This is a genomic window from Paraburkholderia sp. D1E, from assembly GCF_052682275.1.
This window is the reverse complement of the sequence record NZ_JBQYMB010000001.1, coordinates 5,888,632-5,914,924: the sequence shown is the minus strand read 5'-3', so window position 1 is coordinate 5,914,924 and position 26,293 is coordinate 5,888,632. Positions and strand designations below refer to the sequence as shown.

The window sequence follows — 26,293 nt, the reverse complement described above, 5'->3', positions numbered from 1 at the left end:
CATTATTCGATCAAGCCGTTCTTGATCGCGTAATAAGTCAGATCGGCATTGTTCGCCAACCGCATTTTCTCCAACACGCGAGCCCGGTAAGTACTCACGGTCTTCACGGACAAATGCAATTCCTCTGCAATGTCAGTCGGAATCTGTCCCGCCGCGAGCTTGCAGAATACCTGGAACTCGCGCTCGGATAGCGCTTCGTGCGGCCGCCCCGCAGCCGGCTTGTCGAGGTTGTCGGCCAGCGTATCGGCCACTGCCTCCGACAGGTAACGATGCCCGCGCGCCACCGCGCGGATCGCCCGCACGATCTCCTCGGGCTCGCAGTCTTTGTTGAGGTAACCGTTAGCCCCCGCGCGCAGCAGGTTGATCGCGTATTGACTCTCCGGATAGCCCGACAGAATCAGTACGCCCTGCTCCGGCCGAATCTGCTTGATTACACGCAACGTGTCGATGCCGTTCTTGTCCGGCATCGCGATGTCGAGCAGCACCACATCGAATGCCTGCTCCCGCACGAGACTAATGGTTTCGTCGCCGGTTGCCGCTTCGGCCGCGACGCACATATCCGGCTCGTCAGCGACGAACTGCCTGAAGCCACCTCGGACGATCGCATGATCGTCAGCTATCAACACTCGAATCATCGGTCTGGTGTCCGTGCAACAGGATTGCTCCAAAACAGACATTGTAATGATCTCCGGCCCGGCTTCGGCCGAAGATGGAGAATCACAGCGGCAGAAGCAGCGGACACTGCGGGTGCGGGAGACCATTCAGACCTTCCCGCACCGGCCGCACCGCCCGAACAAATGCGGCAACGGAAGCGATAATTCGCGTTTAGGCCACCCAACGCTTATCGACACCAACATCCACAGCCGATACCCGCTTATCAACTTCCGCCTGCCGCAGCCTCGCTTTTCGACCTTGTTACTCGCGCCCTTCGAGCAGGTCCGCCATATCATCAGCATGCTCTTCTTCGACAGCGAGGATTTCTTCGAACATCCGGCGCGTCGTCACGTCCTTCTCGCCGAGATAGCGCACAATCTCGCGATACGTATCGATCGCGATACGCTCTGCGATCAGATTTTCGCGGATCATATCCGTCAGATTATCGCCTTCCTGGTATTCCGAATGCGACCGCGTCTTCAGGCCGTCCGGTGCGAAATCCGGCTCGCCGCCAAGCTGCACGATGCGCTCGGCGATACGGTCGGCGTGCTCCTGCTCTTCCGTCGCATGCGCCGCGAATTCCGCCGCCACGCCCTCGGAGTTGATGCCCTTGGCCATGAAATGATGTCGTTTATAGCGCAGCACGCAGACGATTTCAGTGGCCAGCGAGTCGTTGAGCAACTTCAGCACCGTCTCGCGATCCGCGCCGTAAGTTTGCGTAACCGCGCCATCCGACATGTGCTTGCGCGCATCGTCGCGGATCTTTTTCACGTCCATCACGAATGGATCGCTGGATTGAGATGCTGCGCTGTGCGCGCCAGAAGACTTCGCCATTGAATTTCTCCTTTATCCGGTATTGGGGGAATTGCGTATCCCGCACGAATCGCGCCTGATACGCCGGTTTAAGGATGGAGTATTCGTCTACGTTCGGAATACGCCGAGCAGCAACGTGACCACAAATACGACGAGGAAGATATAGAACAGGATCTTCGCGATTTCCGCCGCGCCCGCTGCGATACCGGTAAATCCGAATACGGCGGCAATGATCGCAATGACGAAAAAGACGATGGCATAGTGAAGCATGGCAACTCTCCCTGTTGTTAGTCTCTGCGTGAAACGGACCTGCAGCGAACCTGAAGCAACCCGAGGCAAACCGCTCCCTCACAATCGGCGGGAACGGCACGCAACCGCCTCATCGAGCGGTGCTAATCGACGATTTTCTTCGTCACCACAAAGCCGAGTACGAGGAACACCACGCACAGAATCACGAACACGATAAACAGGAACTTCGCAATTGCCGCCGCGCCCGCAGCGACACCGGTAAAGCCGAGAAGGCCGGCGATCACCGCGATAACGGCGAAAAATAGTGCCCATTTCAGCATGATGGCTTCCTCCAGAATCAATCAATGAACGATCAGGTCCATCCTATCGACCGGCGGCGGTGGGCGCATTCCGACGCATTCCGTTTTTCGTGTGAGAATCCGCTTACATTGGATTACGGCAGGGTTACGCCGCTTGCGTCGCGCTGTTTGCGTCGCGTTTGCGTCGCGTTTGCGTCGATTACCCAGGCGTACGGAGCTTGCGATCCGAAGGGCGATGCACTCACTTCATCCTCGAACCCAGCGGACGTTACACTGATGTTCCACCTCAGGAGCCGAATGTGCCGAACCTGTCGAACACGGAAAATCCAGGGGCTGCAGCGCGACTGAGCGGCTGGATGCGCAATCGCAGTTGGGCGATCGCGATGACCGTGGCGATCGTCATCACCGTGGGCGGGCTCGTGATTCTCGAAACCGCGCGCGAGCGCATTGCCGCGGAATACGAAACGGCGCTCGAAGCACGCGACGTCACCGTGCAACTGAGCACGCTCGCAAGCCAGCTATCCCGCCTGAGCGCGCACCAAAGCGATTTTCTTCTGACGAAGCAGGATGCATCCGCGCAGGGTTTTTGCGCGACCGCCGGACAGATACGGCAGAACGAACAGCAACTGGGCAGGTTCTACCGTAGCGGCAAACCGGACAGCGCCGAGCTCGCGAGTTTCACGCAGATCGTCGCGCTGATCGAAGCGCGCATCGGCGCGGGCGCTGCTGCATTGCAACGCGCGGCCGCGCACCCACTCGATCTCTCCACTTGCGCAAGTGCGAGCGAGGCCAGTCCCGCCGACGCCGCATTGGTCGACAGCACACTCACACTGCTGCGCGACAACGAAGAGCGCCGCGCACAGCACGCACTCGACGCAAGCCGCGCCGACCAGCGCATCTCCACGCTGTGCGCGGCCGGGCTGTCCGCGCTGAACATCGTGCTGTTCATCCTGCTGTTTCGCAATATCGGCATCCAGATGGACCGGCAGGCGCGTGTGCAACGTCAACTGATCACGCAACAGGAAGAGCTCGACCAACTCGTCAACGAACGCACACGCCAACTTGAAGCGCTGGGCTGGCACTTGCAGGCCGTCAGTGAGAACGAAAAGACGCAGCTCGCGCGCGAACTGCACGACGAACTCGGTGCCATTCTGACCGCGAGCAAAATGGATGTAGCCTGGGCCAACCGCAAACTGAAGGACAGCGACCCCGACATCTCCGAAAAACTCAGACGCGCGCTCGCCAATCTCGACCAGGGCATCGCACTGAAGCGCCGCATCATCGAAGACATGCGGCCCACCGTGCTGGCGAACTTCGGGCTCGTCACCGCGCTGCGCACGCTCGCCGACGAAGCCGCGCAGCGCAACAACTGGACACTCGAATCGCACCTGCCCGCCGACGATATCCAGCTCGACGAGCAAACCGAGATCGCGCTCTTTCGCGTCGCGCAGGAGTCGCTGACGAACGCGGCCAAGTACGCACGGGCCTCGAAGGTATCGATCTCCCTGCAGATCGGCGACGACGAGGTGGCGTTGCATATCGCGGACAACGGCGTCGGCATCATGCCAGCCGATCTGAAGCGTACGCACACCCACGGGCTGCTCGGCATGCGCCAGCGGGTCGCCGCACACGGCGGGCGCTTCGATATCCAGCGCGCTGTGCCGAACGGCACCGACATCCATGTGGTGATGCCCAGCGTCAGCACGGCAACGCCGTCAGTCGATCTGCCGCCGTCGGCGCCGTCGCCAACGTCCGTCTAGCAAGGCTTTGCGGTCTATTGCCAAGCCCGTGTAGGAGTGCGCCGACGTCAACACCGGAGCACGCTTACAACAAAATCGCAACGCAACTGACAGCGCGGCCTTCGCCCTTTTTTTAACATGCAATCAGACCGGATCGACTGGTGTAGGCCCCGGTCGGACGACAGCTAGCCCGGCTAGCGCGTGCCGTAAAACATAGGCACGTCAACCGATGCATTCTCGACAAGGAGAACTTTCATGAATCGACTGATCGCTTTGCTTCTCATTGCAGGGACGGCGGCACTCGCGGGTTGCAACACGATGGCGGGAGCTGGGCAGGATATTTCGAAGGGGGGCAACGCCATCACGAATTCGGCTGACCAGGCCAAGTAAGCTAGCGAGATCCAGGCGACTGCATGGCGCCTCGCGGCGCCTTGCCAGGCAGGATCTCCATAGCCCGTCGCGGGAAACCGCGGCGGGCTTTTTTTATGGCCACAGACATAGGCCCACAAAAGACCCACAAACAAAACGGCGATCCACTCGCGTGGATCGCCGCTCCGTCCTCCCTGGGACTGTCGCTTATCGTATGTCTCGCATGCTATACGCGCATGCTGGCTCGCGCGCTTATTGACCCGTCAGCGTATTCGTCAACTCAACGCTCGGCGTGCTGGTGTTGCCGTTCTGCGCGACCAGCAGATGGATCTGACCCGGCACGAGCTGGCTCAGCGTACCGGCGATCGGCACCGACGTCACCAGCCAGTCGGCGTTGTTCGACAGCGAGAAGGACTGCGACTGGAAGATCGGTGTCTTGCTGCCCGCCACCGTCGCGATCAGCACATATTGGCCGCCCGATACGTAGATCGAATCCTGACCGCTTGCCGGCACCGCGTTCTTGAACGACACACCCGCCATCGTCGGGCTGGCGTTGGTGATGTCGGTGCTGGTTGCCTGAACCAGATACAGATCGAGGTTGGTCGCATTAGCCGATGCGTTGAAGCCACGCAGGCGCGCGCTGTTGGACAGCAGACCCTTGTCGAACGGGTCGTCGATCAGGCCGATATCCGGTGCTGTCAGGCCCGGTAAAGCCAGCACGGTGTAATCGTGGCCCTTCGCAACATCGGGGAAGCTACCGCTCGCCAATGCGGTCGTCGTGCCAGTGTTCGAGTACGCGACCGTGGTTGCGCCGGTGTTGATATTGGTGAAGTTCGTCACGCCCTTATAACTGATGTTCGTCTGTCCCGAGGGCGCGGTACCGTTCACGAGAAAGTCGACTGCGGGGCCGCCTGGAACTGCGTTGATGAAATGGATCTCCGGATTCGTCAGGCCGAGTTCCTTGCCTACGTCGCTGGAGCCGCCGCCACCGCATGCGCTCAGAACGGATGCAACAGCGGCCACAGCCGCCATGGTTCGGATCATTTTCATTGTGCTCACCTCTATCTATGTTGGGCCCACGACCCGTTAATTTGCGAGCGCTCCGCTTCGGGCAATGCGCCGGCTGGAAACCTTGTTCGTTGGTTGTTGGAACGGTTCCAGGCCGGCTCTCCGAAAGGAAGCGCCCCCTCCCTGCTGCACATCGCGCCCGTTCTGGTGAGCGGCGCGGTCCGTGTCGATGGACGCTCGAATTCAGCAATGCGCGTGCCGCAGGGCTCCATACGGCTTCTGGCACCTGATGAATGTCTTACGGAGCAATGAGTTGCGCGGATTAGAATTTTTCCTCGGAAGATTGGATCGGTGAGCGGTGTATTGTTCGTGCGCACCCAATACTTACACGGCCCCCTGCATGTCTTACCAACACTTACTCGCCGAACTCGACCTCGGCTTCACCCGCTTACGCAACCGCGTGGTGATGGGTTCGATGCACACCGGCATGGAGGACCGTTTCTGGAATTACCCGAAACTGGCCGCGTATTTCCGCGAGCGCGCCAAAGGCGGTGTCGGCCTGATCATCACGGGCGGAATTTCGCCGAACCGGCAAGGCTGGTTGCTACCCTTCGGCGGCACGCTGAATTCGGTGTTCGATCTGCGCAATCACCGCTTGCTGACCGAGGCCGTGCATGCCGAAGGCGGCAAGATCGCGTTGCAGATCCTGCATGCGGGCCGCTATGGGTACCAGCCGTTCGTCGTGTCGGCGTCGGCGCTCAAATCGCCGATCTCGAAGTTCAAACCGCGCGCACTCACCGAAGCCGGTATTGCGCGGACGGTGCGCGACTATGCGCGCTGTGCGCGCCTCGCCCAGCGCGCCGGGTATGACGGCATCGAGATCATGGGCAGCGAAGGCTATCTGCTCAACCAGTTCCTGTGTCCACGCACGAACCATCGTAGCGACCGCTATGGCGGCAGCATCGAGAACCGCATGCGGCTCGCGCGGGAAATTGTCGAGCACGTGCGCGCGGCGTGCGGCGAACGCTTTGTCGTGGTGTACCGCCTCTCGCTGATCGATCTGGTCGAAGGCGGCAACACCTGGGAGGAAACCGTGCAGGTCGCCCAGGCGCTCGAGGCCGCCGGCGTAACGATGTTCAACACGGGAATCGGCTGGCATGAAGCACGGGTGCCGACCATCGTGACCTCGGTGCCGCGTGCGGCCTTCGCAGCGCTGAGCGCACGTCTGAAAGACGCGGTCAGGGTACCTGTGATCGTGTCGAACCGCATCAATACGCCCGAGGTCGCGGAAGAACTGCTCGCTCAGGGAGCGGGTGATCTGGTTTCAATGGCGAGGCCATTGCTCGCCGACGCCGAGTTCGTGCTGAAGACCGCCGAGGGACGCGCGCACGAAATCAACACCTGTATCGCCTGCAATCAGGCCTGCCTCGATCACACGTTCAAGAACCAGCGCGCGAGTTGTCTCGTGAATCCGCGTGCGGGACGCGAGACCGAGTTGATCTACCTGCCGGTTTCAAGCCCGCAGGCGGCGCGTTCGGTTGCGGTAGTCGGTGCGGGGCCGGCGGGACTTTCCGCGGCGACCGTCGCGGCGTCGCGCGGACATCGCGTGACATTATTCGATGCGAGCGCAACCATCGGCGGTCAGTTCAACCTGGCGATGCGCGTGCCGGGTAAGGAAGAATTCAGCGAAACGATCCGCTATTTTCAGAGCCAGTTGCAGCGCCATCGCGTCGACGTGCGGCTCGATACGCGCGTCGATCCGGCGCTGCTCGCAGCAGGTGGTTACGACGATGTGATCATCGCCACCGGCATCGTGCCACGGAGCCCTGCGATCGCGGGCATCGACGGGGCTAACGTACTCTCTTATGTGGACGTGCTGCGCGGTGCGCCGGTGGGAAGACGCGTCGCGGTGATCGGTGCGGGCGGCATCGGCTTCGACGTCAGCGAGTTTTTGCTGCATCGTTCTGGCGATCCGCTACCGATGCCGCGCGACGCATGGCTCGACGAATGGGGCGTCGATCTCACGGTGCGGGAACGCGGCGGTTTGAAAGCACCGTCGCCGGCGCAGCCATTCCGCGAGATCTGGTTGCTGCAGCGCAAAGCGGGCAAGCTCGGCATGGGGCTTGGCAAAACGTCGGGCTGGGTGCATCGCGCGACGCTGGCGAGAAACGGCGTGAAGATGCTCGGCGGCGTGTCGTATCTGGAGATCGGCGAGCGCGGCTTGAAGATTGCGCGCGAAGGTGTCGAAGAATGGCTCGAGGTGGACACGATCGTCGTGTGCGCTGGGCAGGAATCGTTGCGCGATCTGCATCCGGAGACGGCCGCACGGGTTACGGATGGCGCCACCGGTGCGAATGGGACCGGCAGCGCGAACAGCGTTAAAGGTTCGAATGGCGCGAATGGTCCGCGCTATCACGTGATCGGCGGTGCAAAGGTGGCAACCGAACTGGATGCGAAACGCGCAATTCGCGAAGGCGCGGAAGTGGCGGCGGCGCTTTAACTCAGTGGAAAGCGGAGTGATCGTCGCGCTCCAAAGCAGCGGAACGCGAAGACCGGAGAATGGACAGCGGGCAACCGGCAGCAGACAACTGCCCGCCACCCGACCTCAGACGAGACCCTTCTTCCGGTAATCGAGCCAGAAAGACAGCCCCACGCTGGCCAGAATCACGCAGGTCGCGATCACCGTCGAATGCGTGACCGGCTCGCCGAGCAACAACGCGCCGAGCGCCACCGCGACTACCGGATTCACGTACATGCAACTGCTGGCGATGATCGGACTCGTATGCCGGATCAGAAAACCGTACGCAACATAGGCGGCCATCGTCCCGATCAGCATCAGGTAGACGAAGGCCAGCACCGGCAGAAAATGCACCTCCATCATCCGCTCACCCGATACCCAGGCGACCAGCGTCGACATCGCGCCGCCGAGGCCAATCTGCAACGACGTCGATAGAAACAGGTCCGACGGCAGTTTCAGCCGGCCGGCCAGATGCGCGCCACCCGCCCAGAAAAGCGCACCGCACAGGATCGCCAGGCTGCCGCCGGCTGATCCCGGCGCACTGTCGCCGTGACTCAGGATCGCGATGCCCACCAGCCCGAGGCCCACCGCGAACCACTCGCCCCTGCCGATCTTGCGCCCCGCCACCGCCGCGATCACCGTCGCGAACAGCGGCACAGTTGCGACCATCACGGCCGCAGTGCCGGTGCCGACGGTGCGCATGCCATAGGCCAGCATGCCGCTCGATAAGCCGACCAGCATCGTGCCGACAAGGCCTGCGTTCCGGATTTCACCCGCGCTCGGCCAGACCGGATTGCGGCGCGCCGCGAAGACGAAGAGCCCTATGCCGGCAAACAGATTGCGCAGCCCCGAGAGCAGCAGCGGCGGAAACGAACCGAGCGCGACGTGCACGGCGAGATAGGTCGAACCCCACACGAGATAAACGACGGCGAGCGCGAGCGCGATCTGTCCATTGCGGGACTGCGGCAAACGGATCGGAAAACCACGCGGAAAACGGCTGGGGAGTTGCGGCGACATGCGTTCAACCCGCCCATGCCGCTCGAGGTGCTGCGCCCCCGCTGAAAACCCGGTGTCGGGATGGCGGATACCGCATCGGCGATGCGGTCTGACGGGCGAGGCTGGCGGACATGTTGGTGGAACAGAAAGACGATAGATGGCCAATGGGGCCACAACGCCGCGGCGGTCGATAAAAATCGATCCACGGCTGACACGCGCCCAAAGTTTGGCGCGCATCGCATTATGCAGTAAGCGCCCACCGCGTTGCCTGAAAGAATCGTAACTTTTTTGCGTACTTGCAACAGAAAAGCCGGGGACGTATCCCCGGCTTTTGAGCCGCCCGTGACACCGGCGCTGAAGCTATGCAACCGGCATCGCCGGAAACGCCTAGTTGGCCATCGCGCCCGAGGCTTCGTGCTTCATGCCCATTGCGTCGCCGCTCTTTTTCATCTTGTCGTGCTTCATCGTGTCCTTCTTCATGCTGTCCTTCGACATGGTGTCTTTGGACATCGAATCCTTCGACATCGTGTCCTTGGACATCGCATCGTTGGACATTGCGCCACTTGCCTGAGCGAACGCGGCACCGCCGCTGGTCAGGAGAGCGACGGCCATTGCTGCGATTGCGAACTTTTTCATGGGATAACTCCGTTTCGTTATGGATAACTATGAACCGGCTTCCAGCTTGTGCCGGGGTACTTCCGAAGCTTCTGCCGCCCGGGGTCGCGCGCTGGGTCCTGCACGCGCCGACCCGTGCGTCAGGAGCCTCCGAACCAGTTGTAGCCCTGGTCGACCCAATAGCCGCCGGGGAACGTGTTGGTGACGAACATCTCGACGATGTGTTTCGGATTCTTGTAGCCGAGTTTGGTCGGCATGCGCAGCTTCATTGGAAAGCCGTATTTCGCGGGCAGACGTTCGCCGTCATAGGAAAACGTGAGCAGCGTTTGCGGATGCAGCGCGGTCGGCATGTCGATGCTTTCGTAGTAGTCGTCGGCGCATTTGAAACCGACGTACTTCGCGCTCGTGTCCGCGCCGATACGCCGCAGGAAATCGGCAAACGGCGTGCCGCCCCAGCGGCCGATCGCGCTCCACCCTTCCACGCAGATATGCCGCGTGATCTGCTCGGCATGCGGCAGCGCATACAACTCGGGCAAGGTCCAGGCACGCTGACCGGTCACGAGACCGCTGATTTTCAGCTTGTAGTCGGAGGCGTCGACCTCGGGGACGTCGTCGATACCGTAGAACGCGTTAAACGGAAATGGCCGCGTAATCTGCGCTTCGGTGTAGGTCGGCGCGAGTTGCTTCGGATCGAACAGTGCGGCTTGCGCCCGGTCATTCAGGCGCGACACGGCGGTCAGGAATGCGTTGACTGAATCGTTGTCGGTGAGCGAGCAGCCCGTCAGCATCGACAGGCCGCCGAGCGTCAGAAGCCGTTTGCCGAACAGGCGCCGCGACGGCATCGCGAGTTCGCGCCGGGCGTCGATCAGGATCGATTCGCGGTCGAGCTTATTGCCAGCCATAGGGGCGAGCTTTCGATCAGGTTTTGTATCGGGCTTGGTCATGATTCGATATCCTTAAGCTGTGCGTATCCATGAACCCGCGACTTAGCGTCCGCGCAGCATGGCCAGCAGCGAGCGCGGCACGAGCGCCACCATCGCCAGATGCACGACGATGAACGCAGCCATCAGCGACATGGCGCAGAAGTGGACGATGCGCGCATTGTCATAGCCGCCCATCAGATCGCGCAGCAGCGGAAACTGCACCGATTTCCAGATCGCGAGGCCCGAAAGCACCAGCGCGATCAGATCGCAGACGACAAACAGGTAAGCGAATTTCTGCACTGCGTTGTAGACACGCAGATCGGCGTGCGAGAGCTTGCCGGTCAGTGCGGCGACGAAGTCGTGCAGCACGGCGCGCGGCGAGACCGGCAGAAACTTGCGCACGAAACGCCCACTCGCCAGGTTCAGCGCGAGATACAGCAGACCGTTGAAGACCAGCAGCCACATCGCCGCGAAGTGCCATTGCAGCGCGCCGCCAAGCCAGCCGCCGAGCGTGATCGTCGTGGGAAACGTAAAACCTTTGAAGATCGGCGACGCGTCATAGATGCGCCAGCCGGACAGCATCATCAGGATGGCTGCGAGTGCATTGAGCCAATGCGTGATGCGCACCCACACCGGATGAATCGTGCCGCTCTTCGGTATAACGGGCGGAGCGGTTTCGCTGAGAGCATGAGGCGTTGCCATGAGAATCTCCGGTGAAATAGGGGAACCGAGGGGCGTCGCGCGATCAATTGCAGGCGGCCAGTTCGCCCACTTGCAGCACGTCGCCGGTCGCCGCGTTTTCGACGAACGCGACTACGCCAAAGTTGTCAGCCGGGGCGTTGGCATCGGCATCGTCGATGCGGATATCGCGGCGGATTTGCGCGTTACCGGCAACAAGTGGCACGGGGCCAATCCATTGCCGCACGACGCGTTCGTGATGCAGCGTCGCGCCGCTGTTTTCCCCGGCTCTGACCTGCGAGTTCAATGCGTTCTGGTAGACCGCGACGTAGGCATTCAGCTGAGCTGTTGTGTCTGCCGCCTTGCTGGTGAATTGCGCATCGACATTGAAGGCGCCCTTCGCCTGCGGCTTCAGTTCGAGCGCCACGTTCGCCTGCGCCGGTTCGGCGACAACCTTGCCGATGCGGCTCTGGAAACTGTCGCGCTGCGACCAGCTGCGCAGCTCGCGGCCGGATACGAAAATCTCGGGTGTGTAGATGGTGTGGCCGCCGGCGAGGTCAGTGAGGGTTTGCTGACGTTCGGTAAAGCGATGCTGCGAAAAGCGGTCGGTCCAGCCGAGGCTATTCCAGTAGTCCACGTGCAGAGCCAATGGCACGATGCTTTGGGTTGCCCCGCTGTTTTTCCACTGGCTCAGCCAGTTGTCCGCGGGCGGGCAACTGTTGCAGCCTTCGCTGCTGTAGAGCTCGACCAGCGCTACGCGGTGGGATGGACTGTGCGACGCGCATACGGCACCGGCGGCGGTGGCGAGGCCGCTGGCTGACAGCGTTGTCAGCGCGACGGCTAGCGCGATTGCGCGGGTGACATGCCGGTTGGCTCGGCGGGTTCGGGCGGTTTGCATGGCGTGCTCTCATCAGGATCTGCACGTTTGTCGATCCACGAGCCCGCTTATGACAGCCAGTTCTTTTTTTTTTTGGGGTTGTTCAACTGCGGTCGCGACCGTTCCATGCTATATACGCCCGCGGGGCGCGGCGTGTCTGTACGCTTGAGGGCAAACTGCCTCAATACACCGCTGCCCCGCGAAGACGCCTCAATCGTAACTAACGACAACCGTCACCCGGGTATCCAGCGCTGCATTCTTCGGTGCAAGCGACAACACCCCGCCATCGCGGCCAACCCGGTAGTGCCCATCACTGGCAGCGCGAGACACACGGCCACCGCTATCGACAAAACGTCCGGCCACCGCATCACGCGCCGTCGCACCGTTATTCACCTGAAGTGCAACATCAGCACCCGTAGCCACGCCCGGCGCAGCGCTAAAGGTTAGCGTGACCGCCGAACCCGTTTGCGCGAGCCGCCCGCCGGTAGCATCGACGCGTGCCCCGGCCGGAGCCGGGGCCGCCGAAATCGCCAGTTGCGGCGCTACGATCGCTCCCGAAAAACTAATCGTTCCATTACTCGCCGCCACCGCCGGCATTGGCGATGCAACCAGCGCCGCCATCGCCGCGACCGCGCCGAGCGCCCCAAACCGCACTAGTCCCGTTTTCATGAGCCCATCTCCTTAAAGCCGTATCGATCCGCATCACGCCATTGACGCGCCACCCACCGCCGGTCGTCCGGCTGGGCAACGGCCGCCCCTACAGGCGGATTAACGGCAGCGCCGCGGCGGCCTTGAACGACCCGGTGCGAAATAGACGCGCCGCACCCTGCGCACACGGCACCTCTCGGCGGCGATTAAGGAGACGCCCGGCCCGTGCTAACATTCCCCTTTCGATTGCGTCGATCAAGTCTTCTTTCCGGCGCTTACCCCAATACTTTTCGCTCCCTGCCAGCTATCCCATGCGTCCTCCGTTCTCCCGTGCCCTCACCCGCTTGCGCCCCCGCCGCGCAACCGGTGGCGCGCGCGCGGACGTAGCAGCGCCTCACGCCGGTCAGCCGTCCCGAACGCTCCCGCTTCTCGCCGCCCGGCGCCCGATCTGACGTTGCTTCCTCCATAACCGGAGCCACGTCGTCGGGCTCCGGGCTGATCTCATTCGCACGCAATTCCCATATGTGCAGATCAATTGGAGAACCCGTCATGAAAAAGACGAAAACCTGTTACCTCACCGAACTCGACGTCGCTCGTCTTGAAAAACACGCGGCCGCGCCCGGCGCCGACGCCAAACTGCAAGACATGCTCGACGACGTCCTGGAACGCGCCGTGATCGTCGAATCGCGCGACATTCCCGCGAACGTCCTCACAATGAATTCGCAAGCCACGCTGGTCGACGAAACCAACGGCGAGCAGATGACCTGGACGGTCGTCTATCCGCCCGATGCGGACTTCGCGCACGGCCGCCTGAACGTGTTCTCACCGGTCGGCCTCGCCTTGCTCGGCGCCAAACGCGGCGAACGCATCCGCTTCACGCCGCCGAGCGGCACGGAGAAAGTCCTGAAGCTCGAAAAGATCCTGTTTCAGCCGGAAGCCGCCGACGATTTCACGCTGTAAGCCAGGCGCACTCGCGACGCAGAACCGCTGCGCCGCACCATCCCCGGCAGCCCTATCACAATAAGAATAGTGCGTGGCTGACCGGCGTTATCTCCGACATCTGACTTTTTCAAGACGGGTTGCCAAGCACCGCCCGGGCGGTGTATCGTGTGCGCTGCTAACGCGGGGGTCCTGCGTAGCGCGGAGGTTGGAGGTCCGTGTTGCGTGGGTGAGAAATACCCTTTGAACCTGATCTGGATAATGCCAGCGCAGGGAAGCGTACGGATTTCGCACCTGGTCTACCGTTTCATCTCTCGCGATTTCCGACAACTTCCATCTCGTCTCCTGCTTAGCGGCCCACATTGCTTTGCGAGGAGATACGCATGAACGCCAATCCGAAGTTTCTTTCCGCCGACGCTCACGTCGATGCCGCCGCTGTCGCCCCGCTGCCGAATTCCCGCAAGGTCTACGTGACCGGCTCGCGAGCCGATATCCGCGTGCCGATGCGCGAAATCTCGCAGTCCGACACGCCGGATAGCTTCGGCGGCGAGAAGAATCCGCCGGTCTTCGTCTACGATACGTCGGGCCCCTATTCCGATCCGCAAGCGCAGATCGACATCCGCGCGGGTCTGCCGGCGCTGCGTCAAGCCTGGATCGAAGAACGCGGCGACACCGAAGCCCTGACGGGCCTGTCGAGCGGCTTCAGCCGTGAACGCGCCGCCGACACGGCAACCGCCGAACTGCGCTTCCAGGGCCTGCATCGCACGCCGCGCCGCGCAGTCGCCGGCAAGAACGTCTCGCAGATGCACTACGCGCGTCAGGGCATCGTCACGCCGGAAATGGAATACATCGCGATTCGCGAGAACCAGCAGCGCGCCGCGTATCTGGAAACCCTGAGGACGAGCGGCCCGAACGGCGAAAAGCTCGCGGCCATGATGGGCCGCCAGCATCCGGGCCAGGCGTTCGGCGCGAGCGCATTCGGTCCCGACGGCCTGAAGGAAATCACCGCGGAATTCGTGCGTGAAGAAGTCGCACGTGGCCGCGCGATCATCCCGAACAACATCAATCACCCGGAAAGCGAGCCGATGATCATCGGCCGTAACTTCCTCGTGAAGGTGAATGCGAACATCGGCAACTCGGCGGTGACCTCGTCGATTGGCGAAGAAGTCGACAAGATGACGTGGGCGATCCGCTGGGGCGGCGACACGGTGATGGATCTCTCCACCGGCAAGCACATTCACGAAACGCGTGAGTGGATCATCCGCAATTCACCGGTGCCGATCGGCACGGTGCCGATTTACCAGGCTTTGGAAAAGGTCAACGGCAAGGCCGAAGACCTGACGTGGGAAATCTTCCGCGACACGCTGATTGAGCAGGCCGAGCAAGGTGTCGACTACTTCACGATCCACGCGGGCGTGCGTCTGCAATATGTGCCGCTGACGGCCAAGCGCATGACGGGTATCGTCTCGCGCGGCGGCTCGATCATGGCGAAGTGGTGCCTCGCTCACCACAAGGAAAGCTTCCTGTACGAGCACTTCGAAGACATCTGCGAAATCATGAAGGCGTATGACGTGGCCTTCTCGCTCGGCGACGGCTTGCGCCCCGGCTCGATCTACGACGCGAACGACGAAGCGCAACTCGGCGAACTGAAAACGCTCGGCGAACTCACGCAGATCGCGTGGAAGCACGACGTGCAGACCATGATCGAAGGCCCCGGCCACGTGCCAATGCAGTTGATCAAGGAAAACATGGACCTGCAACTGGAATGGTGTGACGAAGCACCGTTCTACACGCTGGGACCGTTGACGACCGACATCGCGCCGGGCTACGACCACATCACCTCGGGCATCGGCGCTGCGATGATCGGCTGGTTCGGCACGGCAATGCTCTGCTACGTCACGCCGAAGGAACACCTTGGACTTCCGAACAAGGACGACGTCAAGACCGGCATCATTACGTACAAGCTCGCCGCGCACGCCGCCGATCTGGCAAAGGGCCATCCGGGCGCGCAGGTGCGTGACAATGCGTTGTCGAAGGCGCGTTTCGAATTCCGCTGGGAAGACCAGTTCAATCTCGGTCTCGACCCGGACAAGGCACGCGAATTCCACGACGAAACCCTGCCGAAGGATTCTGCCAAGGTCGCGCACTTCTGTTCGATGTGCGGCCCGCACTTCTGCTCGATGAAGATCACGCAGGACGTGCGCGAATTCGCCGCGCAACAAGGCCTCTCCGACGACGACGCGTTGAAGAAAGGCATGGAAGTGAAGTCGATCGAGTTCATGAAGAAAGGCGCTGAGATTTATCAGCGGCAGTAAGGTACGGATCGCGGGCGCAGACGTGCACGCCCGCCATTCGAACCCTTTGCCTCATTGCATTGCAGCACAGGAGCCCGCCCCTGGCGGGCTTTTGCATTTCTGCGCAAGCCGGCATGCCACATGCCACATGCCACATGCCACATGCCACATGCCACATGCCGACAGAGTGTAAGCATGCGATCACGACATCGACAATCTGCTGACACATGCCCGTGCATCTGGATGCGTGCCGATTGCTGCGAAAAATGCTTTGCAATGGGGTGAAATAAGCCGTTACGGTTTTGCAATCGTGTTGGCGCTACAGCGGCGTAAGCTCAGGCCATTACGCCCCGGATGGCGGCGTCCGATGGTAAACAGGAGCGCGTCATGAAGTCCCGCGTCATCGATTCTCTTTGCACAATCAGCCAGCGGCTGCCGCGCGGCTTACCCCGTCTTTCCCGAACCGGAATCGCGCTTGCCGGCGCGGCCTGCATGCTGACGCTATCCGGCTGCTATTACCCTTACGGCTACTATCCGGGCTACTACCCTTACTACGCCTACGGCACCGTCCCGCCCACCGACGTTCAGCGGGAAGTCGCCGTCGGAACTGCCGGCGATTCGGCAACCTCGCAACAACAGGCTCAAGCCGCGCAGCAGGCGCGGGCCAATGCGCAATCCCAACCGCCCTCCTACGCGGTCGCCCAGCCGCCTGTATACGTTGCTCCGCCCTATCCCGCCTATCCCGCTTACTATCCGCCGCCGGTCTATCCGGCTTATTACGGATACCCAGGCTGGTATGGCCCGTCGGTCTCGATCGGCTTCGGTTTCGGCGGCTATTGGGGCGGCGGCCGCGGTGGATGGGGTGGCCACGGGCACTATCACTGAGTCTTGCCGACCTGGCTTCCCCCACTGACCCCCTTATGCGTGTGCATGGCGAGCCTTCCTGGGCTCCCTGCGCACGCATCGTGCCGCGCGCAGTCCAGCCCGCACAACGCGGCGCTTTCACCGATTCCCGCCTTCTCCCGTAGTTTCCCTTCTTGACGGCCAACATCCGGGCTCTATGCTTGGGGAAGTCACACGCAGTACCCGTTTAAATAAGCGACCCGGCGCGTCCTGCACCCGCCGCCGACGCCCGTCCGTCCTGCCACAGCGACGCGCCCGTAGTGCGTAGTCCCGCGTCGAGTTCAAACAACAACGAAGGAGACGTGATGTTTCACCAACTACTCACCCCCGTCGGCAATGCGCTATTGCCGTCGTTCCTGGTTGCCGCGCTGCCGATCATCGTCGTCCTGCTACTGCTTGGCTGGGCACGCCGGCCTGCCTGGCAGGCCTCACTCGCGGGGCTGATCGTCGGCCTGATCGTGGCGATTTTCGTATGGCAGTTCCCGGTCGGACTCGCGCTCACTTCGGTAGCCAACGGTGCGGTCTTCGCCTGCTGGCCGGTGATGTGGATCGTGTTCGCGGCGATCCTGCTTTACAACATCTCGCAACGCTCGGGCCGCTTCGCGGCCTTCCGTATGTGGATGATCGACAACCTGCCGAACGACCGGCGCGTCGTGCTGGTCGTGATCGGTTTTTCGTTCGGCGCACTGCTCGAAGGGATTTCCGGCTTCGGCACGCCGGTCGCGATCACCAGTTCGCTGCTGATCCTGCTCGGTTTCCCCACCCTCGAAGCGCTCACCTTTACGCTGATCTTCAATACCGCGCCGGTCGCGTTCGGCGCGCTAGGCGTACCGATCACGGTGCTCGGCGCGGTCACGCACCTGCCTGCCGACACGCTCGCCAAGATGGTCGGACGGCAGTTGCCGTTTTTCGCCTTGCTGCTGCCGTTCTACGTGATCGGCGTGTATGCGGGCTTTCGTAACATGCTGCGCGTGTGGCCGGTACTGCTGGTGTCGGGCGCCAGCTTCGCACTGACGCAGTTCGTCGCATCGAACTACGTGAACTACAGCCTGACCGACGTGTTGTCGTCGATGGTGTCACTGATCCTGACGATCGCGTTCCTGCGTGTATGGAAGCCCGCCGTCGACCCAAAGTTCGCGATCAACATCGATCGCGTGGGCGAGGTGCGCGGCAAGATCAGCGGCGGCCAGGGCTGGTATCCGTGGATCATCGTCTCGGCGGTGGTAATCGTCTGGACCATCGCCAAAATTTTCCTGATCGGCGACGTCAAGGTGCCGTGGCCGGGCCTCGACAAGGCCGTGTACATCACCCTGTACAACACGCCATACGGCGCGGTGTGGGACTTCCAGCCGCTTGCCACCGGCACGGCGATTCTGGTCGCTGCCATCATTACTTCGTTCGTGACGGGTCTGGGCGTGCGCGAATTTGGCAAGGCCATTGTCGACACGTGGATCCAGACGCGCATCGCCATTCTGACGGTGGCGACCATCGTCGCGCTCGCGTATCTGATGAACTACTCCGGGCTCACCTACACACTCGGGCTCGGGGCTGCGTCGGTCGGACCGTTCTTTCCGCTGGTATCGGCGTTCCTCGGCTGGGTCGCGGTGTTCCTGTCCGGCAGCGATACCTCGGGCAATGCGCTATTCGGCAACCTGCAGGTGGTGGCGGCCCATCAGCTGAACCTGAACCCGATCCTGATGGCAGCAACCAATTCGTCAGGTGGCGTGATGGGCAAGATGATCTCGCCGCAAAACATCTCGACCGGCGTGGCGACGACCGAACTCAAGGGCAAGGAAGGCGTCGTATTCGCCAAGACCTTCAAGCATTCGATTCTGTTGACGGTGATCCTCGGCGTGCTGGTGTGGGTGCAGCAGAACTTCCTGCAGGGGATGATTCCGCACTGAGGTTTGCCTGATCGGGGCTGTAAAGGTATGCGCTTGCCACTTCCTTGTGGACGATAGCTTGCGCAATGGATCCGCTCAGCTAGTGAACAACTGAATGGATGAATCGGCGGACGTGCTCTTTCGGGCACGTCCGTTTTTTTGACAGCGTGCATTCGACGCACCCCGAGGCCGCGTTAATCTCATCGCAATTTTTCTCACATTAGCGTGAGAATTGCTCGTTTTGCACCCAGCCCGGCCGCACATACGATGATGCCTATCAGGCCCCTTCATCCCACGAATCTTGCCGTTTCATTCCAGCCTGAAACGTTTTGCGCGATCGCGCTGCTACGATGCGCGGGCGTCTCGACTCAACCGCGCGCGGCGCCACGACAATGAATACCAAGAACCTGTTGCAGTTGCTGATCCTGGCCGCCCTATGGGGCGCCTCGTTTCTGTTTATACGTGTCGGCGTGGCCGACTTCGGCGTCGCGCCGCTGATGGCGTTGCGGGTCGGCATCGGCGCGATCTTCCTTGCAGTCGTGCTCGTCGCGCGGCGGCCATTGCGTCAGTCCGCGACGATCCTGCGCACACGCGCCTTTCCGCTGCTGGTGGTCGGCATCCTGAATTCGGCGGCGCCGTTCTGCCTGTTCGCCTATGCCGAGCTGACGCTGTCGGCAGGCGTGACGTCTGTCATCAATGCCAGCACACCGCTGTGGGGCGCCCTCGTCGGCTTTCTCTGGCTGCGTGACCGCCTGAGCGCGCTACGCACGCTCGGTCTCGTGATCGGCTTTCTCGGCGTACTGATGCTGGTGTGGGATCAGATCGCCGCGCCGAACGGTTCGGCCGCCACGCCGTTGAGCACCGCGCTCGCAGCAGCCGCCGCGCTCGGCGCCACGCTGCTTTACGGCATCGCCGCCAATTACACAAAGCGCCACCTGACCGGCGTCGACGCATTGACCGTCGCGACCGGTACGATGACCGGCGCCACCATCGTGCTGCTGCCGCTCGCCGCAATCTACTGGCCGGCTGCGCCGATCTCGCTGCACGCCTGGGGCGCGGTCTTCACACTGGGTGTCGCATGTACCGGCGTCGCGTACATGCTGTTCTTCCACCTGATCGCAGTGGTCGGGCCGGCACGCGCGATTACGGTGACCTTCGTGATTCCGATCTTCGGCATTCTGTGGGGCGCGTTATTTCTCAGCGAAACCGTGTCGCCGGGCATGCTGGAAGGCTGCGGTGTGATTCTCGTCGGCACCGCGCTGGCCACCGGCGTGATCAAACGTCTGCCCTGGAGCGGCCCGCGCCGCGCCGACACCTGAAAACCGCCTCGCGCAATACGTCCGGCGCAGTCCGGTTCTCGCCCTGACGAGAATCGCGCCGACACGGCCCCCCTTCGAGCGACGCCTTCTTCAGCGTCGCCATTTCCCGTCATGCACCGGTCGCCGCGTCGGCTGCCTCCTCGCAACCCATCCCGAGCACCCAAAAAAATAGCCCGCACTCCATTGGAGTGCGGGCGAAACCGTCGCCCTACGAGGATAGGCGACGGGGCCACCGAGGCCGCGCGCCACGCGCGCAGGCCATCATCGGGCTAAGCACCGGTTCGTTCGCCGGTGCTGAAAGGGTTGGGAAATCGCCGATTCGAGAAGCGCCGCAAGCTCACGGCGGATGTTACGAATCCGGCCCCATGAGTCTATAAAAGCAGCTTGCGTGCCAGTTATAAAGATTCACAAGAAATTGTTCGCAAACCATTGATTGTTATTGGATTGTTTTGCGATGAAAACATGCGAGGGAGGTTGGCGGAGAGGGTTCGGCGAGTTACGTCACCGGGGTAACGTCACGTAACATGCGGCCGCACGGGGCGGCCGCGATGCCTCGCTTCTTGCGTTTGAAGCGAGGCCTGACATCAGGACATCGGCCATTTCGTACGGTGTGCAGCCGTATGCCGGACACGCACGACCGCCGGCCGCCGCGTCTCGCGTGGCGACAAGGCCGCACCGCAGACAAGTGCCAGGACGAGCAAGCTCGCCGCCCACATCCAGTAAGGAATCACGTCGAACATGGCCATCTCCCGTTGAGCGCCGGTTTATACCGGTGTTCCAGACAGAAGCAAAACGCGTGCGCGCCACGCCGGCAATCTGACGACTCGCGGCGCGAAAGATGAAACGGACATAAAAAAACCCGCCCGGGTTGCACTCCGGGCGGGTTTTCAGACAGCGTTCACTGCGTGCTACGACTTCGTTCAGTGCAACTGGTCGACCATCAGACCCATGATCTGCTTGGCCTGCGGGCTCTGATCGATAGCGCCCTTGTCGTCGACGACTGCCACACGGGTCTGGTTAGGCGTCACCGCGCGCACGTTCACGAGATACTGCTTGGCGACCTTTTCCTTCTTGCCGTGGAACACCTGGCTCCAGAAGCCTTGCTCCGCCGAGGTCATATCCTTCGGATCGACGTAGCGCACGAAGTACAAACCGCGGCTCGCATCGCGATCGTCGACAGTGAAGTTACTGCGGTCGAGTGCGAGGCCCACGCGCAGCCATGCACGGTCATACGGCTCGCCGAGGGTAAGTTCGGTGGACGAGAACTGTGCCGCCGTGCTGTTCGCCGCGTCATCCGGCATGGGCGGTTGCGCCGACAGTGCCACGTTTTGCGCCGCCGTGGCCGCAGCCGCCGACTTCGCACCCGCTGTAGCCGCGTTCGGCGCCGTTTGCGTACCCGCCGGCGACAACTCGGCGCTCTGCGTATCAGCCGACTTCGTGCGTGAATCGGTCAGCGCCAGCGCTGCCATCAGCCGCTTCAGATATTCCTGTTCGAGGCCCGGATCGTTCGGCTTGGCTTCCCACCTGGTCGAATCGTTGTTCGTGCCGGTGATCGCCTCGCGCATGCCCTTCTGGCTGATGAACACATAAGTGCCGCCGTTCGGCGCCGTTTCGAGACGCGTGCGGTACTTGTTGCGCTCAGAACTCACATAGCTGTTGCCCATTGCCTTGGACAGCGTGTCGCGGATCAGGCCGTCGTTGATCTGCGCGTGCGTTTCGTTCCAGTCCGTTTCCATCACGCCCTTGTCGCGCTGGTCGACCACCAGCAGGAAGCCCTGCTCCTGCCAGAAACGGCGAATTTGCGGCCACGCCTGGTCGGGCGCCTTGTTGTCGATCACGAGCCAGCTTTCCGTGCCGTCGCGCTGAATATGCATGCCGGTGACCTGTGGCACCACCGTCAGGGTGCTGGTGGCCGGTGCTTGCGCCTGGACCTGCTTGAGCGTGGACAGCGAGGTTTCGCCGCCTTGCGGGGGCAACGAACGCTGATCGGACGTCTCATCGATCATGTTCGGCGGTACGGCAAGCGATACCTGCTTCGATTTCGAGTCGCTTTTGTAGTCAATTTTGGTCGGCGACGACGTGCCGCAGCCGGCGACCAGACCGCCTGCCATCAGCATTACTGCAAACCGCTTGGTAAGACGAAGATCAGTCATGTTCAGGGAATCCTTCCGCTACGCCACGGCAAGTTTCCGTGGATCAACCCAACATTTTACCGATCCCAGCGCGACATGTGCAAAAACCCGGGTTTGCCCGCGAATTGAGCGGCGCTCGGCCGGCAAAAACGCGGGTTGCGACAAGTGGCCTGGACACCGATGAATCGTCGCGCAGCGAGAGCTTCGCGCTGCAGAAAAGCACCCCGCTTCGCCGGCGGCGATCATCTCCGCCGGCCGCAGATTTAACAGTTCACAACACTTCCCAACCACCTGTCAGACATGTCCTGGCCAGTCGTCAGATCATTGTTTTAAAAGACACTTTCCACCCTTGTCACACGCTATTTTCGAGATTACCTCAAGCGCCGCGCGCCGCTCCTGACAAGGATCAGGAAACCCGGGTGTTATCTTGAATTGGACATCTCAATAAAAGATTGAGCGCTCCAACTGCGAGACAGGTTGCCATGCCAAATTCTTCTTTCTTACCTGCCCTCGCCGTCCCGGCAATGGTGATTGCCGTGCTATGTACCGGCACCGACGCGCGTGCCGAATTGGGCGGCACGATGCCGGCCCAGGCGAATTCGATAGCCGCTGCGTCCCAAACCCTGCTGAACGGCGCCTTACGCCTGCGCACGCTGACCGATGCGGGCAATACCACTATCAACGAATACGCGACGAATACTGGACAGATCATCGCTTACACGTGGCAAGGCCCGACCATGCCGGACCTGCGCGCGTTGCTGGGGAAGTACGCCGACTCCTACAGAACCGGGGCCGCAGCGTCGGTGCCGGACGGCAACCTGCATGCCTCGCGGGTCGTTCGCCCGGACGTAATCGTGGAATCCGGCGGCCCGATGCGCGGCTATGCAGGGCGCGCCTGGCTGCCTTCGGCCTTGCCGTCCGGCGTCACAGCCGACGATTTCCACTGACGCGCTCAAACCAATAAAAAAAACGCCTCGGCGATTGCCCTCGACATCATGAAACCCTCTTCTCGTCTCCATGCCCTGCTCCTCGTCTGCGCGGCACTCGCCGGTTGCGGCGGCGGTGGCGGCACCGCCGGCTCTTCACAGACAGCGGCTGCCAACCCGGCCAGCAGCCCGAACGCGTCAAGCCCGTCAGGAGCCAGCGCGCCGTCCGGGGCCGCCGTTTCGAGCACAGCCACCTCCGTGCCACAGTCGAGCACGCCGAACGTTCAGCCGATCACGGTCGCCGCAGCGCCGGGCCTGACGCGCAACATGCTGACGACGAGTGTCACCGTCTGCCAGACTGGCACCAGCAACTGCGCGACGATCAACAATATTCAGGTCGACACCGGCTCGCATGGCCTGCGAATTCTCGCGTCCGCGCTGCCGGCCAGCCTCACGCTGGCGGCGGTAGGTTCGGGCAGCGGCGTCACCGGCGAGTGCGCGGTATTCGGCGGCGGCTACGCCTGGGGCGCGGTGCGCAGCGCGGATGTGCGCATGGCCGGTCAGTTAGCCGCAGCCATTCCAATCCAGGTGATCTCCGACCCCTCCCTGCCCAACGTACCCACCGACTGTGCGGGCTCGGGCCCGGCGATGCTGACCCTCTCGAGCCTGCGCGCCAACGGCATTCTCGGCGTCGGCCTGTTCGCGGCCGACTGCGGCAGCGGCTGCGTCAATGCCGCGCTGCCGCGCTGGTATTACAGTTGCAACGCCAGCGGCACCTGCCTTGCGAGCATACAAGCGCTTGCGCAGCAGGTGACCAATCCGGTCAGCAGCTTCGCGCTCGACAACAACGGCGTGGTAATCGACCTGCCGGCGATCGCCGACGCCGGCGCAGCCAGTGTGTCAGGCTCGATGATTTTCGGCATCGGCACCCAGGCGAACAACGCGCTCGGCGGCGCAAGTGTTGTCAAGGCGAATCAGGTCACAGGGTATGTGGCCACCCGCAGCGCCGGCCAGACTTATGCGCAAAGTTACCTCGACAGCGGCTCGAACGGCCTGTTCTTCAGCAATAGCCAGTTGCCGCAATGCGGTTACTGGTACTGCCCAGCTTCGACGCAAACAGCGAGCGCCTCGATCGTGGGTACCGATGGCGCGTCGACCGCGGTATCGTTTGCGATCGGCAATTCGGCCGCGCTGTTCGCATCGTCGAATAATGCCTTTAACAACCTGGCCGGCATGGCCAGCAACAGCTTCGGCTGGGGCCTGCCGTTCTTTTTCGGACGGCGGGTCTACACGGCGATCGCGTCGCGCGCAACGTCGGCCGGGCCGGGTCCGTATTACGCGTTCTGAAATGCATTTCGAGTGCCCGATGTCGGGACCCGCCTTGCGCAGACAACTGAGTTGGGCGGGGTCGATTGAGTGTCCGAACAGACTCCCCGTCATCTCGTTCTACCGCGCCAAAACAGAATAAATCCCACGAACCGATCAGATTCTCCCGCACAGAAAATTCCCAAACTCCTATCCCGGGATTATTTGATACGCCCTGACTGCGATAATCGGCGCCCCGGCTAACTTCCCTTCAATATAGTTAGTCATGCATATCTTAAAATAGTCAACTAATGGAATTCACCTTTTCGCTCGACCACTTCGAGCAACTCGTCTATACGCAACAACACCCGCAAGCTTCGGTCCAGCTTGTCGCCGCGCTGGCGCTGCTTCAACATAATCGTGGCGAGCTGGACGGCAGCTTCGAAGCCTCCGGCATGGTCAATCTGTCTCCCTACGAACAACGTCAGCGTTTCTGCACGCGCCTGGCGAGCGCAGCGTCAACGTTGTTCGCCAACCCGGATTTTCAGCCCATCCCCGCGTGTTCCAGACTGTTCTTCACGCTGCATGAATGGATCGGCATGCTGTTCTCGACCACAGCGTTCGGCAATACTGACCACGTCACCCGTCACCTGAATCCTCGCGGCCCGGCGGACACGCAGTTTCTGCCCGGCGACACGTTCATTGAAAAGCTCTGCGTGCTCTATTCGGCCGAATCCGAACTGGAACTCGACTTTGCTGCGCTCTGGGCGTACGACAAAACCATCGCCGCCTGTCTCGCCCTCACCTTGCTGGCGCCTGTCTTCAAGGGCTCGGCAAACGCGCACGGCAAGCGCGAGGCGTTACTGGAGTGGCTGCCCGGCAAGCTGCAGCAAATCGACGACCTCGACGATCTGCCGTCGGCCGTGCTGCACAACGCCTATATGTTCTGCAGCTATGCCGACACACCGCGCCGGCATGCGATCAAGCAGGACATCAATGTGCTGGTGCGCCGCAAGCTCGAACAACTCGGCCTGACCGACCTGCCCACGCCAAAGCGCACGCCTGCCAGAGGCAAACCACGGCGCGGCAGGAAGCCCTTGATGGTGGTCGTGCTTGAGTGGTTCAGCGGCGCCCATTCGATCTACCGAACGCATTCGCGTACGCTCGAAGCTGCGCGCGAACATTTCGAGGTGGTGGGCTTCGGCTTCGGTTACGCCGTGGACGAAGTGGGGCGGAACATCTTCGACCGTTTCATCGAACTGGAGCAGCCGGACTACATCGGCGAGTGCATGAAGACCATTCGCGACTTTGCCGAGGCCGAGCAGCCGGACGTGTTGTACATGCCGAGCGTCGGCATGTTCGTGCTGACGGTGTTCATGTCCAATCTGCGCATCGCGCCGTTGCAGATCGCGGCGCTCGGGCACCCCGCCACCACGCACTCAGACAAGATCGACTACGTCAGCGTCGAGGAAGATTATGTCGGCGACCCGGCCTGCTTCAGCGAACGCCTGATGAAGCTGCCGAGAGACGGGCAACCGTATCGGGCGTCCGTCGCGCTGCCTGACATCGTCGCGCAAATTCCCCCGCCACGCGAAACGCTGCAGATTGTCATCACGGCCAGCGCGATGAAGCTCAATCCTGGTTTTCTCGATGCTTGCCGCGCGATCGGCGAGCGTGCCGCGACACCCGTTGAATTTCATTTCATGACCGGTGTGCCGTTGGGTCTACCGCTCTACCGACTGCGCGACGTCGTCACGCAGTCGGTGCCGGGCGCCGTCGTGCACGACTTTCACGACTACGCCGCATATCTGGCGCGCGTCAACCAGTCTGACCTGTTCCTCAGCCCGTTTCCGTTCGGCAATACCAACGGTATCGTCGATGCATTGACGCTCGGCTTGCCCGGGGTATGCAAACGCGGGCAGGAAGTGTTCGAACAGATCGACGGCGCGCTGTTCGAGCGCGTGGGCATGCCGTCGTGGACCACCACGGACAGCGTCGAGGCTTATATCGCTGCGGCCGTCCGAATGATCGACCAGCAAGACGAGCGCACCGCGCTGCGGCAACGCCTGATCGATACGCAGGCGGTGCAGCGCTGCTTTGAAGGGCGGCCGCAGGCGTTCGGTGAAAGCGTGCTGAAATTGATACGCGAAAACAAAAGCCGCCACGCAGACGGGGCCGCTTGAGGTTCGCGGCTTGAGGTTTGCGA

At 61.9% G+C, this 26,293-nt stretch carries 23 protein-coding genes, 1 pseudogene and 1 riboswitch; of the genes and pseudogenes, 11 read left to right on the top strand and 13 right to left on the bottom strand.

The window, feature by feature from the left end:
• Positions 1-2: 2 nt before the first annotated feature.
• The 4 genes from ACUN0E_RS26655 to ACUN0E_RS26640 form a co-directional block, all read right to left on the bottom strand.
• Positions 3-635 carry a response regulator gene (locus ACUN0E_RS26655; protein WP_408228990.1) on the bottom strand — a complete coding sequence of 211 codons (633 nt, stop codon included), beginning with the start codon at positions 633-635 and terminating at the stop codon, positions 3-5.
• Positions 636-915: 280 nt separating this feature from the next.
• A complete protein-coding gene (locus ACUN0E_RS26650; protein WP_408228987.1) occupies positions 916-1,488 on the bottom strand; it encodes a ferritin-like domain-containing protein in 573 nt (190 codons plus the stop codon).
• An 87-nt stretch (positions 1,489-1,575) separates the two neighbouring features.
• Entirely contained in the window at positions 1,576-1,737 is a 162-nt protein-coding gene (locus ACUN0E_RS26645; RefSeq protein WP_006052455.1) for a DUF1328 domain-containing protein, read from the bottom strand.
• Positions 1,738-1,859: 122 nt separating this feature from the next.
• A complete protein-coding gene (locus ACUN0E_RS26640; RefSeq protein ID WP_132373772.1) occupies positions 1,860-2,036 on the bottom strand; it encodes a DUF1328 domain-containing protein in 177 nt (58 codons plus the stop codon).
• A 107-nt stretch (positions 2,037-2,143) separates the two neighbouring features.
• On the opposite strand from ACUN0E_RS26640, the pseudogene ACUN0E_RS26635 reads away from it, so the two are divergent.
• Positions 2,144-3,775, top strand: a pseudogene (locus ACUN0E_RS26635) (sensor histidine kinase); the annotation flags it as partial.
• A 234-nt stretch (positions 3,776-4,009) separates the two neighbouring features.
• Positions 4,010-4,144 carry an entericidin A/B family lipoprotein gene (locus ACUN0E_RS26630; protein WP_007181189.1) on the top strand — a complete coding sequence of 45 codons (135 nt, stop codon included), beginning with the start codon at positions 4,010-4,012 and terminating at the stop codon, positions 4,142-4,144.
• A 231-nt stretch (positions 4,145-4,375) separates the two neighbouring features.
• Here the strand turns inward: ACUN0E_RS26630 and ACUN0E_RS26625 are convergent, their stop codons facing one another.
• Positions 4,376-5,173, bottom strand: a complete 798-nt coding sequence (locus tag ACUN0E_RS26625) for a DUF4397 domain-containing protein (RefSeq protein ID WP_408228984.1) — start codon at positions 5,171-5,173, stop codon at positions 4,376-4,378.
• A gap of 358 nt (positions 5,174-5,531) precedes the next feature.
• On the opposite strand from ACUN0E_RS26625, the gene ACUN0E_RS26620 reads away from it, so the two are divergent.
• Complete coding sequence (locus ACUN0E_RS26620) at positions 5,532-7,631, top strand: oxidoreductase (protein WP_445568456.1); 2,100 nt, start codon at positions 5,532-5,534, stop codon at positions 7,629-7,631.
• Between the two features lie 105 nt (positions 7,632-7,736).
• Here the strand turns inward: ACUN0E_RS26620 and ACUN0E_RS26615 are convergent, their stop codons facing one another.
• From ACUN0E_RS26615 to ACUN0E_RS26590, 6 genes are all read right to left on the bottom strand, one after another.
• Positions 7,737-8,666 carry an EamA family transporter gene (locus ACUN0E_RS26615; RefSeq protein ID WP_408333479.1) on the bottom strand — a complete coding sequence of 310 codons (930 nt, stop codon included), beginning with the start codon at positions 8,664-8,666 and terminating at the stop codon, positions 7,737-7,739.
• A gap of 366 nt (positions 8,667-9,032) precedes the next feature.
• Complete coding sequence (locus tag ACUN0E_RS26610; RefSeq protein WP_408219950.1) at positions 9,033-9,281, bottom strand: pentapeptide MXKDX repeat protein; 249 nt, start codon at positions 9,279-9,281, stop codon at positions 9,033-9,035.
• A 119-nt stretch (positions 9,282-9,400) separates the two neighbouring features.
• Positions 9,401-10,204 carry a molybdopterin-dependent oxidoreductase gene (locus ACUN0E_RS26605; protein WP_445568455.1) on the bottom strand — a complete coding sequence of 268 codons (804 nt, stop codon included), beginning with the start codon at positions 10,202-10,204 and terminating at the stop codon, positions 9,401-9,403.
• Between the two features lie 42 nt (positions 10,205-10,246).
• A complete protein-coding gene (locus ACUN0E_RS26600) occupies positions 10,247-10,885 on the bottom strand; it encodes a cytochrome b/b6 domain-containing protein (RefSeq protein ID WP_445568454.1) in 639 nt (212 codons plus the stop codon).
• Positions 10,886-10,928: 43 nt separating this feature from the next.
• Positions 10,929-11,759 carry a DUF1223 domain-containing protein gene (locus ACUN0E_RS26595; protein WP_445568453.1) on the bottom strand — a complete coding sequence of 277 codons (831 nt, stop codon included), beginning with the start codon at positions 11,757-11,759 and terminating at the stop codon, positions 10,929-10,931.
• Positions 11,760-11,948: 189 nt separating this feature from the next.
• Positions 11,949-12,407 (bottom strand): hypothetical protein, encoded by a 459-nt coding sequence (locus ACUN0E_RS26590; protein ID WP_408228963.1) that lies wholly within the window; start codon positions 12,405-12,407, stop codon positions 11,949-11,951.
• Between the two features lie 528 nt (positions 12,408-12,935).
• On the opposite strand from ACUN0E_RS26590, the gene ACUN0E_RS26585 reads away from it, so the two are divergent.
• The 5 genes from ACUN0E_RS26585 to ACUN0E_RS26565 all read left to right on the top strand — a co-directional run bounded on the left by ACUN0E_RS26585 (position 12,936) and on the right by ACUN0E_RS26565 (position 19,724).
• On the top strand, positions 12,936-13,346 hold the full coding sequence (locus ACUN0E_RS26585; RefSeq protein WP_408228960.1) for a GreA/GreB family elongation factor: 411 nt from the start codon (positions 12,936-12,938) through the stop codon (positions 13,344-13,346).
• A 154-nt stretch (positions 13,347-13,500) separates the two neighbouring features.
• Positions 13,501-13,619: riboswitch (TPP riboswitch) on the top strand.
• Positions 13,620-13,708: 89 nt separating this feature from the next.
• On the top strand, positions 13,709-15,640 hold the full coding sequence (gene thiC, locus ACUN0E_RS26580) for a phosphomethylpyrimidine synthase ThiC (protein WP_445568452.1): 1,932 nt from the start codon (positions 13,709-13,711) through the stop codon (positions 15,638-15,640).
• Positions 15,641-16,006: 366 nt separating this feature from the next.
• The gene (locus ACUN0E_RS26575) at positions 16,007-16,504 is read left to right on the top strand and encodes a hypothetical protein (RefSeq protein WP_445568451.1); all 498 of its coding nucleotides are present in this window, start codon (positions 16,007-16,009) and stop codon (positions 16,502-16,504) included.
• A gap of 323 nt (positions 16,505-16,827) precedes the next feature.
• Entirely contained in the window at positions 16,828-18,426 is a 1,599-nt protein-coding gene (locus ACUN0E_RS26570; RefSeq protein ID WP_445568450.1) for an L-lactate permease, read from the top strand.
• Between the two features lie 371 nt (positions 18,427-18,797).
• A complete protein-coding gene (locus ACUN0E_RS26565; protein ID WP_445568449.1) occupies positions 18,798-19,724 on the top strand; it encodes a DMT family transporter in 927 nt (308 codons plus the stop codon).
• 584 nt (positions 19,725-20,308) lie between these two features.
• Here ACUN0E_RS26565 and ACUN0E_RS26560 read toward each other — a convergent pair.
• On the bottom strand, positions 20,309-20,464 hold the full coding sequence (locus ACUN0E_RS26560; protein WP_408228945.1) for a hypothetical protein: 156 nt from the start codon (positions 20,462-20,464) through the stop codon (positions 20,309-20,311).
• A gap of 180 nt (positions 20,465-20,644) precedes the next feature.
• Positions 20,645-21,877 carry an outer membrane protein assembly factor BamC gene (gene bamC / locus ACUN0E_RS26555; protein WP_408228942.1) on the bottom strand — a complete coding sequence of 411 codons (1,233 nt, stop codon included), beginning with the start codon at positions 21,875-21,877 and terminating at the stop codon, positions 20,645-20,647.
• A gap of 503 nt (positions 21,878-22,380) precedes the next feature.
• Between bamC and ACUN0E_RS26550 the strand changes: the two genes are divergently transcribed.
• The 3 genes from ACUN0E_RS26550 to ACUN0E_RS26540 all read left to right on the top strand — a co-directional run bounded on the left by ACUN0E_RS26550 (position 22,381) and on the right by ACUN0E_RS26540 (position 26,270).
• Entirely contained in the window at positions 22,381-22,803 is a 423-nt protein-coding gene (locus ACUN0E_RS26550) for a DUF2844 domain-containing protein (RefSeq protein WP_445570523.1), read from the top strand.
• 48 nt (positions 22,804-22,851) lie between these two features.
• Positions 22,852-24,129, top strand: coding sequence for a DUF3443 domain-containing protein (locus ACUN0E_RS26545; protein ID WP_445568448.1), 1,278 nt, complete (start codon positions 22,852-22,854; stop codon positions 24,127-24,129).
• Positions 24,130-24,398: 269 nt separating this feature from the next.
• Positions 24,399-26,270, top strand: coding sequence for a glycosyl transferase family 1 (locus tag ACUN0E_RS26540; RefSeq protein WP_445568447.1), 1,872 nt, complete (start codon positions 24,399-24,401; stop codon positions 26,268-26,270).
• The last annotated feature ends 23 nt before the right edge of the window (positions 26,271-26,293 follow it).